This is a genomic window from Bartonella sp. CE47NXGY (assembly GCF_042195415.1).
Lineage (GTDB): Bacteria > Pseudomonadota > Alphaproteobacteria > Rhizobiales > Rhizobiaceae > Bartonella.
The window spans coordinates 32,319-33,729 of record NZ_JBHIOI010000011.1; the positions used below are offsets into that span (position 1 = coordinate 32,319).

Sequence of the window (1,411 nt, forward strand, 5' to 3'; positions counted from 1 at the left end):
TGTTCTGATATTGAAGTGAGCAGGTGGAACGCGTTAGACAAGAAGCTGAGTTATTATTGTTTACAGATCAATAGAGTTTAAAAGTTTTCGTTCTTTTTGGGAGAGGAAACCAGACAAAAGGTGATCTTAGAGAGCGAAATGATTTCAAAAAAGATTGCGATAAAAAACGTAGGGTATTTGTCGCGGTGTGCGTTTTGAGCTTATTCCTATCTGTGATCTAAAATGCTCTTATGAAGATGCTTTTTAGAATAAGAGATTGTTACTAATATATTGACTTATAATGATAGTTTAATGTTCTCTCTGTTAAATGAGAAATCTAAGTATTATAAATTTTCTTATTTTAAATCTATTAAAATTACTTCTTTGCATGTCATATGAGGTTGGTATGTTCGTGTTTAAGAAAGGCGTAATGTATGCCTCTTACCAATCATCCCAAGAGGTTTAAGAGAAATCGTAATACTTGAGAGGCGGCAAAATATAGGGTGGGGCGGTTTGCATTTTTTATGAAGGGTAAGACAGTGGTATAAATAGATTTTTATGACAAGTTTGATTTTATAGCTATCTGGGAAGATTTATTTACAAGAGCTGTCTTCTATATTGGGGATGGCATTAGATAGATCACGTGTTGTGAGATCAAGTTTGGGATGTAAGAGATGTTTTTTGGTTAATGTGCAAGACAGTGACACGTGTATCGGGGCGTTGTGCTTTGTATGGGGGGAAGTTCTGGCGGGCTTTTATGGCGGTAATTCGTGTGGAAAGGTATGGAGAGAAAGGTAAAGCAGTCAGAGGGTAGCAAGGTTTAAAGTCACAAGAATAAAGATCAGGGAGAAAGGTCAGAATGCGGTTCTGATATAGACTTGGAGCGTTTTAATATATTGGAATATAAGAATGCGGATTTGATTGATCTGTTGTATTGCGCTTTCAGCATTGTTCTTTTTAACAGGATAGGCAATGAAATGGATATCAGGCATTAAATATTTAAGTTCTCGCATTGAGCGCCACACATGGTAATCATGGGTGACGATATAAAGGGTTTTATAGTGGTGTTTTTTGATCCAATCGGCGCTTTCTTTAGCATTTCCTCTGGTGTTAATCGCTTGATGCCCGATGTCAATACAACAGGAGATAAGCCGTGGGGTAATATGCATGTTGTACATGAGACTTTTCAGATTGGTTGTGGTGTTTACGCCACTGATGAGGAGACGTGAACCAAACCCCCTTTGTAAGAGATTAAGTCCTGTCTCTATTCGGTTTTCTCCGCCTGTAAGCACGATAATGGCATCCGCTTTGGGGAGAGGTGTTGGGGGAGAGAGTCGTTCAGTTTTTTCAGAAAAAATAATAAAACCGCCCCAGAAAATTAAAACAATGATTGAAAGAGTAAGGGTTGTCGGTGGAAAATAGCGAAATAAAA

1 protein-coding gene is annotated in these 1,411 nt (G+C 37.9%); it reads right to left on the reverse strand.

Annotated elements, in window-relative coordinates:
• Positions 1-833: 833 nt before the first annotated feature.
• The coding region (locus ACFIL3_RS05135; protein ID WP_375681896.1) for a YdcF family protein at positions 834-1,411 on the reverse strand (578 nt) is incomplete at its 5' end.